This is a genomic window from Mycobacterium sp. TH-M82 (genome assembly GCF_057473605.1).
In genome coordinates this window covers 1-7,239 of record NZ_JBYCKY010000399.1, presented here as the reverse complement: position 1 = coordinate 7,239, position 7,239 = coordinate 1, and the positions used below count along the sequence as shown (strand labels likewise).

The following is a 7,239-nucleotide window of genomic DNA, read 5'->3' as shown; positions in this document are numbered from 1 at the left end:
GGGCGTGGTCGAAGCGCCAGTCGGTGAACAGCAGACCCAGGCCGCTGGGCACGGTTGCCTGGATCATCATCGCCCCGGAGATATTGGCCAGGGCCAGGTGGGTTTTGCCGTGACGCACCCAGATGATCGCGTTCATGATCTCGGGCAACTCGGTGGCAATCGGAGACAGCAGCAATGCGGTGACGGCCCCGGACAATCCGAGCATCGGTCCGATCGCATCAAGCTGCTGCACGAACAGCTGCGAGGACGCAAAGATGACCGCCAAAGAGCCCACAGTTTGCGCGGCCACCGCCGTGGTGGTCGGTCGCGCGGCGCGCGGCTGCAGCTTGAGCGGGGCCAAGTGCGACCCACACGTCCTCACACTGGTCCAGCAGATCTTCGCCCACATCGCCCCCGACGGCAGCCTCGCCCCCGACCCGCCACCGAAACCTGACAGGGGATTGGGCGGCGTCGATGGATGGTCGACGTGCTGACGTCGATGTGCCAGGTCATCTCCTGCGACAATGCTCGTATGGCCGAGCAGAGCATCTGGATGCAGAAGGTCGCACAAGATCCCGGGCATTCGCACTGGTATGTCGAGCGCTTCCGTTCCATGGCGCGCGCCGGCAAGGATCTGGCCGGCGAGGCTCGCTTCCTGGACGCGATGGTGCCCCGCGGCGCCCGCATCCTCGATGCCGGCTGTGGCCCCGGCCGGTTGGGCGGGTTTCTGACCGCGGCCGGTCACCACGTCGTCGGTGTCGACGTCGATCCGGCGCTCATCGAGGCAGCCGAGCAGGATCATCCCGGGCCGCGCTGGCTGGTCGGCGACCTCGCCGAGCTCGACTTGTCCGCGCGCGGCATCACCGAACCTTTCGACGTGGCCGTGTTGGCCGGAAACGTCATGACATTTCTTGCCCCGAGCACCCGGGTCCAGGTGCTGAACCGGGTCCGTGCCCACCTCGGGGACGGCGGCCGGGCGGTGATCGGGTTCGGCGCCGGCCGCGGCTACGACTTCGCCGAGTTCTTCGACGACGCGGCAGATGCCGGACTCGTGCCCGATCTGCTGCTGTCCACCTGGGATCTTCGCCCGTTCACCGATGACTCCGACTTCCTCGTCGCGATCCTTCGGCCGACGTAGGCCACCGCTGGGCTACCGAGGCAAATCCCACTGCCCGTAATCAGCCGCCAGGGCATCGTCCACATCCACATGCACCCCGTCCAGGACGACACCCGAGTGGGTCGCGTCGACGATCACCGACTGATATAGCACGGCTGCAGGCTCACGCTCGCCATTGGACCACCCCATCGTCTGCCATGCCCACCGGTGCCCCGCGGTGGTTGAGTGCCCGATCACGTTGTCCCCAATCGCCCAGGCGCACACCCGGTTATGGCCGTAGATTCCGGTGCGGCCTACACCCAGTACCGAGTTGATCCCCCGAACCCACTCAACAGCAACGCTTTTCCAGGTGTCGAGGTCGATACCCTCGTCGATGCTGAAGAAGATCGGCGCCGAATCGGGACCCCCGGCCGCAGCGTGCAGCCGCAGAGCAGCCCGAGCGTCTGCCGCGCCACCGTCGTACCCACGGGTGTAGTCCGACGGGGAGGTAGGCCAGCCGGGTTTTCCGTACTGGTAGCAGCTGACGATGTGCAGCCCCGCCGCGCGCAGCGCATCCGCGTACTCACGGCTGACGGGTTTGAAATCGAAGTTCGCGCCCGGCCGCGACTCGGCCACATAGACCAGCGCGCCGTCAAAGCCCGCCGATTTGATCGCATCCGGCGGCACCAACCGATCCGCGAAATCGATCAGCCTGGTGTTGGCTGCTGCTGCCTGTTGCCCAAGAGTCGCAGCCAGCGTCCCCAGGCCCAGCAATGCCGGTGCAGCCAGACCGTATTTGACGAATTCGCGTCTTGAGACCGTAGGCACTGGTGCTGGGTTCCTGTCCTCGGATGGTGGGGAACGCAGACGTGTCGACATGGTATCGCCGACCGGACCCGACAAAACGCACGGGATCTAAGTGGTCGCGCCCATAAGTTCGTCGGGGGTCATGTCCAGGCGGTTGGGTCGCCGAGGTATGCGGATCTGCTGCGGATGGGCCGACTGCCCGAGTCCTGGATCGCCCCACCGGCCACCCGTGAGTTACGGGAGCTGGTGCGCTACCGGGCCAAGCTGGTCGCGATCCGATCCGGGCTCAAAGCCCAGGTCCACGCCGTGCTGGCCAAGGCCGGCGTGTTGATCGCGGTGCCGGACCTGTTCGGAGTCGCCGGTCGCAAACGACTGGCCAAGGTGCCACTGGGAACCGCCTCCGCTCAACGGGTCCGCTCGTTGCTGCAACTCATCGATGTCCTCAATTGCCATGAGGCCCGGTTCGCCGAATTGATCGCCAAAAGGCTCGACCACCACCCCGGCTATCAGGCCATCCAGCAGGTTCCCGGTATCGGACCGGTGCTGGCGGCGATCTTCGTCGCTGAGATCGGGGGCGTGCAGCGGTTCACCGGACCCGCCCACTTGTGCTCCTGGGCTGGGCTGACCCCGCGCCACCGTGAGTCCGACACCGTCGTGCACCGCGGGCACATCACCAAACAGGGCTCCAAACTGGTCCGTTGGGCCGCCATCGAGGCGGCGCAGCGCCACACCACTACGGCCAAGATCGCGGCCGACAAAGACCGTATCGAAGCTCGCCGCGGCAAAATCCCTGGTTGCTAACGCCTTGACAGAACTCCACCCCTTCAGGGATGACGAAAACCACTTACGAAGGCGTCCCCGGCCGACCCGCCGTGCGACTCAACGAGTTTGCGCACGCTCGCCAGGAGGCTCACCCACGTTCGGCGAGCTCAGCGAGTCTGGATAGCGAGGCCTGAAGTTTGTCCGCGGTGGTGGCGCGGGCACGCGCGAAGCGGTTCGGATCCGTCAACGCCGACCAATCGTAGGTATGGGTGACCCGGGTGTGCGCCGGGTCCAGCGGCTCGAGCTCCCACCGCCACAGGTGCCCCGGCGGCTCTCGGCCCGGTTCGGCCGGCCGCCAAGCGATCCGGCGCCCTTCCTCGAACTCCACCACGTGGTTCTCCCGGACGAGGCCTTTGGTGGTCGTCATAGCGAACACGTCGCCGACGTCGCGCACCCGTTGCCCAGCTTCAGCTTCGGCCAGGTTGTCGTTACCGTCCCAGCGTGGCTGCTGCGACGGGTCGGCGATCAGCTCGAAGATTCGCGCCACCGGTGCCGCAATCTGACGGCTGGCGCTGACGACCTTGCCAACCTCGGTGCTGCCGGTCACGACCCTATTCAACACGAACACCATTGTCGCCCGGCCGTCAGGCAGACCAGTCGGCGGCAGTCGCCGAGTTATGACGACCGGCGATGAATAATTCGTCGTATGGCTGACGACTCCTTTCCCGACGTGCGGTGGGGCAAAGACCCCGGTCCGCTGGCCCGGCGGCCGATAGCGGCCTTCGCCGGCTCGCGGCTGGGTGCCTGGTGCATACGCAAACTCACCCCGGCCGACCGCTGGCTGTTGAACCACAGCAACGGCCGCTTCACCATTCTCGGCCCGATCGCGGCGCCGCTGCTGCTGCTCACCACGACCGGCAGCAAGTCGGGCCAGCGACGTCAGACGCCACTGGTCTACCTGCGAGAAGGTGGTCGGCTGTTCCTGGTGGGAAGCAACTTCGGGCAGGCCCACCACCCGGCATGGTCGTCGAATCTGCTGGCCGATCCGAACGCCTGGGTCACGATGGGCGGCAACGAGATACCGGTGCGGGCCATGCAGGTCACCGGCCCGGAGCATGACCGCATCTACGGTAAGTTCGTCGACTACGTCGGCAACTACGACACCTACCGCCGCCGAACCGATCGCGCGATACGGGTGTTCGCGCTGACCAGACGATAGGGAACCGCTACTTGGAGAGCTGAAACTCCACCATCGCGGCAACAGTGTCGACCGCCTCACTCAGCGCGGCCAGCCGGTCGGTGACCGACGGCGCCGACAGCACCGCGTAGCGGTCGGCCTCGCCCATCGGAACGCGACAGGCCAACGAGTACAACCGCTGTCCGGGATCGGCGGGGCGTCCGCGACGTTCGCCCAGCAGCGCGTTGCGGCCGGGCAGCAGCCGGCTGCCGCGGGCGACGGCGATGCGCCGGTGCAGGGCGACGATGCGGTCCTCGAGCTCACCGAACTGCCCTTCGCCCACCGCATCTCCCGACTCGTCGGGCCAGTTGGTCACCGCCGCCCTCGGGTAGGGGTCGTCGGGCAGCCACTCGCGCACCCGGATCCGCTGCCCTGTCAGGCAGCGCAGCCGATACCGGCCAGACCCGAGATCATCGCATTCGGTGATCGTCGCCACCGCACCGACATCACAGCGCTGCTCCCCACCGCCGACCTCGCGCCCGCGAGAGATCAGCACCACACCGAAGCTCGGGTCGTCGCTGCGCATCAGTTCGCCCACCAGCACGGTATAGCGCAGCTCGAAGATCTGCAGCGCCAGCTCCTCGCCGGGCAGCAGCACCCACTCCAGCGGAAACATCGCCAGCGGTGAGGGTTCGGCCATCACTGGATGTCCAGCTCCGCGACCAGCGCGTCGACCACCGCGCGCAGGTCCCCGCCGTGCTGCAAGGCCACCCGCCGCTGCCGCTGGTATGACGCGCCGAGCTGGTAAATCTCGTGCGCAGCTGCCAGCTCGTCGACGCAGTGCAGCGACGCCGCGACCGGCTCCAGTCGGGTGAGCAGGTCATCGAGGTCCTCGGTGACCAGGCGCTCGTTGCTGTCGGCATCGAGGATGATCACCGCGTCCAGGCCGTAGCGGGCGGCGCGCCACTTGTTCTCCTGCACATGCCAGGGCGGCATGGTCGGCAACGTCTCGCCGGCGTCGAGCCTGCGGTCCAGATCGACGACCAGGCAGTGCGTCAACGCCGTCAGCGCGCCGAGCTCGGCCAGGTTGGACACCCCGTCGCAGACCCGCACTTCGAGCGTCCCCAGATGCGGCGACGGCCTGATATCCCAGCGGATTTCGTCGATGTGGTCGATGATCCCGGTCTTCTTGTGGTCGTACACGAAGCCCTCGAACTCGGCCCAGGTCTGGAAATGAAATGGCAGCCCGGCGGTGGGCAACTGCTGGAACATCATCGCCCGGTTGCTGGCATACCCGGTGTCCTCACCGACCCACCACGGCGACGACGCCGACAGCGCCAACAGGTGCGGATAGTAGAGCAGCAGTGACGACATGATCGGCATCACCTTGTCGGCCGACGTGATGCCGACGTGCACGTGCACCCCCCAGATCAGCATCTGGCGGCCCCACCACTGGGTGCGCTTGATCAGTTCGGCGTAGCGCGGCGCGTCGGTGAGCTTCTGCGCCGACCACCGCGCGAACGGGTGAGCACCCGCACCAAACAACTCCATGCCGCGGTCCCGGACTATCGGGCGCACCGTGCCCAGTGTGTGCCGCAGATCCGCAATCGCCTGGCCGGTGCAGTCACAGACGCCACTGACGAGTTCGACGGTGTTACGCAGCAATTCGTGGTGCACACGCGGGTCGTCGCCGATCTCGGAGATCACCGCCGTGGCTTCGTTGCTCAGGTCGCGGGTGTCGGCGTCGACGAGCGCGAACTCCCATTCCACACCGACGGTCGGCCGGGGCGAGCCGGCGAAGTCGACATGGGCTGGGGGTAACCCCCGCTTGGGGGGGACTGCCCTGCTACGCGGCGCGCCGGCCGCAATCCTAGCTGGAATCGATGACACCGCACGCCACCCGTTTACCGGCGTCACCGGTGGCAAGCGTGGTCTCGTCGGAGCCGGGAGCGCCGTTGACCTGGCTGTAGCGGTCCGGCGGGATGTTGGCGAAGTTGTCGGCGCCGGCGTGAATGATCAGAGCTGTCTTCTCCCCGGCCAAGAGGTCAGCCTTGGTGAACGCGCCGGTGGTGGTCACCAGCAGCGCGGCACCGTCCTCGCGGACCTCCAGCGAGGTCAGGTCACCGCTTTGCGGGTGTCCGGTATGCCCCGGAGCCTGGAAGTGTCCTCCGGCGGAGAGGAAGTTTCCCGGTGCCCCACCGGTGGGAGCCACCGAGTTGGGTTCGCACTTGCCCACGGCGTGGACGTGCAGCCCGTGGAACCCGGGCGAGAGCTGGCCGATGCCGGTGGTCTGCACGGTGACGGTGACATATCCCTCGCTGAACTCGAATGTGGCGGTGGCGACCTGCGTGCCGTCCGGTGCCTTCAGATGAGTGGTCAGGCTGTCCGGGGCTGCCGCTTCCCCGGGCGCGGTCGCCGACGTCGGCGGCTCCGGCGAGCCGGTCCAGATCGACGGCGTCGTGCCCGGCGTATCGGACGGCGTCTGGTTCGGAGTACACGCGCTCGACGTCACAGCGGTGGCGGTGAGCAGGGCGGCGGCGACGACATGGCGGCGGCTCGCTGTACCGACGGACTTGACCATAGGGAGAGCCTAATGTGCATCACTCGGGCGCTGAGCGCAGTGGTCGATCATGTTTCTGTTGCGACCACCACGATGACTCCCGGCGGCTGCTCGGCAAGGTCGGGGGTCCGGGGCTGCACCGAGGCGCGCAGCAACTCCGCCACTGCCTCGGCGGCCTCACGCTCCCCCGGGGTGTCACCGAAATACACGGTGGTGGCCGTGACGTCGGGCACAGTGAGGCTCTCGACCGCGGTGACGTTCCAGTCGGCGCCGCGCAGTACGTCGGCGGTGTGGTTGGCGGCGTCCTCCTCGTCGGGGCTGCCGTATACCCGCACGGTCGCGTCCGCGGCGGCGGCCTGCGGCTTCTCCGGCTTCTCCGGTGCCGCCGTGGTGGTGACCGTTGCCGGTGTGTCCGAGCCGCCACCGTCGTCGCCGGTCGAGCCCACAGCTTGGAACCCGACCAGCAGGAAGACGATACCCAGGAACAACAGCACCATCACCATGGCGCGCAGCGGGAGCCCGGAGGAGTCACGAACGTGCTCGTTCATTGTGCCCACTGTATCCGGGGGTGGGCCACAACCGGAAAATTGCGACAACGCGTCCCGCCGGGCAGCTACGGCACGTCGAAACCGAGCCGGCGCGCGGCCTTCGCCTTTTGCCGGCTGGCCCGCAGCCGGCGCAGCCGTTTGACCAGCATCGGGTCGGCGGCCAACGCTTCTGGACGCTCGACCAGTGCGTTGAGCACCTGGTAGTAGCGTGTCGCCGACATCGCGAACAGCTCTTTGATCGCTTCCTCCTTGGCGCCGGCGTACTTCCACCACTGCCGCTCGAACGCCAGAATGTCGTGTTCGCGGCGGG

The 7,239-nt window shown here is 67.3% G+C and carries 10 protein-coding genes and 2 pseudogenes; 4 read left to right on the top strand and 8 right to left on the bottom strand.

Translation table 11 applies throughout. The annotated features are described in order from the left end of the window. Positions 1-265 (bottom strand): annotated as a pseudogene (locus AC2VON_RS12405) (hypothetical protein); the annotation flags it as partial. Between AC2VON_RS12405 and AC2VON_RS12400 the strand changes: the two are divergent. Continuing rightward, complete coding sequence (locus tag AC2VON_RS12400) at positions 255-473, top strand: hypothetical protein (protein WP_486953237.1); 219 nt, start codon at positions 255-257, stop codon at positions 471-473. The pseudogene AC2VON_RS12405 and the gene AC2VON_RS12400 overlap by 11 nt on opposite strands. Before the next feature lie 38 nt (positions 474-511). Continuing rightward, complete coding sequence (locus tag AC2VON_RS12395; RefSeq protein ID WP_486953239.1) at positions 512-1,117, top strand: class I SAM-dependent methyltransferase; 606 nt, start codon at positions 512-514, stop codon at positions 1,115-1,117. A 12-nt stretch (positions 1,118-1,129) separates the two neighbouring features. On the opposite strand, the gene AC2VON_RS12390 is transcribed toward AC2VON_RS12395, so the two are convergent. Continuing rightward, positions 1,130-1,954, bottom strand: a complete 825-nt coding sequence (locus AC2VON_RS12390) for a DUF1906 domain-containing protein (protein WP_486953236.1) — start codon at positions 1,952-1,954, stop codon at positions 1,130-1,132. 96 nt (positions 1,955-2,050) lie between these two features. On the opposite strand from AC2VON_RS12390, the pseudogene AC2VON_RS12385 reads away from it, so the two are divergent. Then, positions 2,051-2,668, top strand: a pseudogene (locus AC2VON_RS12385) (transposase); the annotation flags it as partial. Between the two features lie 124 nt (positions 2,669-2,792). Here AC2VON_RS12385 and AC2VON_RS12380 read toward each other — a convergent pair. After that, complete coding sequence (locus tag AC2VON_RS12380; protein ID WP_486953235.1) at positions 2,793-3,275, bottom strand: SRPBCC family protein; 483 nt, start codon at positions 3,273-3,275, stop codon at positions 2,793-2,795. Positions 3,276-3,350: 75 nt separating this feature from the next. Between AC2VON_RS12380 and AC2VON_RS12375 the strand changes: the two genes are divergently transcribed. Continuing rightward, positions 3,351-3,863 (top strand): nitroreductase/quinone reductase family protein, encoded by a 513-nt coding sequence (locus AC2VON_RS12375; RefSeq protein WP_486953234.1) that lies wholly within the window; start codon positions 3,351-3,353, stop codon positions 3,861-3,863. 7 nt (positions 3,864-3,870) lie between these two features. Here AC2VON_RS12375 and AC2VON_RS12370 read toward each other — a convergent pair whose 3' ends face one another. The 5 genes from AC2VON_RS12370 to napA all read right to left on the bottom strand — a co-directional run. After that, entirely contained in the window at positions 3,871-4,521 is a 651-nt protein-coding gene (locus AC2VON_RS12370) for an LON peptidase substrate-binding domain-containing protein (RefSeq protein ID WP_486953233.1), read from the bottom strand. After that, on the bottom strand, positions 4,521-5,690 hold the full coding sequence (locus tag AC2VON_RS12365; RefSeq protein WP_486953238.1) for a glutamate--cysteine ligase: 1,170 nt from the start codon (positions 5,688-5,690) through the stop codon (positions 4,521-4,523). The genes AC2VON_RS12370 and AC2VON_RS12365 overlap by 1 nt, the downstream gene beginning before the upstream one ends. A 1-nt stretch (position 5,691) precedes the next feature. Further along, positions 5,692-6,402 carry a superoxide dismutase[Cu-Zn] gene (sodC, locus tag AC2VON_RS12360; protein WP_486953232.1) on the bottom strand — a complete coding sequence of 237 codons (711 nt, stop codon included), beginning with the start codon at positions 6,400-6,402 and terminating at the stop codon, positions 5,692-5,694. Positions 6,403-6,449: 47 nt separating this feature from the next. Further along, entirely contained in the window at positions 6,450-6,929 is a 480-nt protein-coding gene (locus tag AC2VON_RS12355) for a LytR C-terminal domain-containing protein (RefSeq protein WP_486953231.1), read from the bottom strand. Positions 6,930-6,994: 65 nt separating this feature from the next. Beyond that, positions 6,995-7,239, bottom strand: a 245-nt coding sequence (gene napA, locus AC2VON_RS12350) for a nucleoid-associated protein NapA (protein ID WP_486953230.1), incomplete at its 5' end; no start/stop codon positions are given.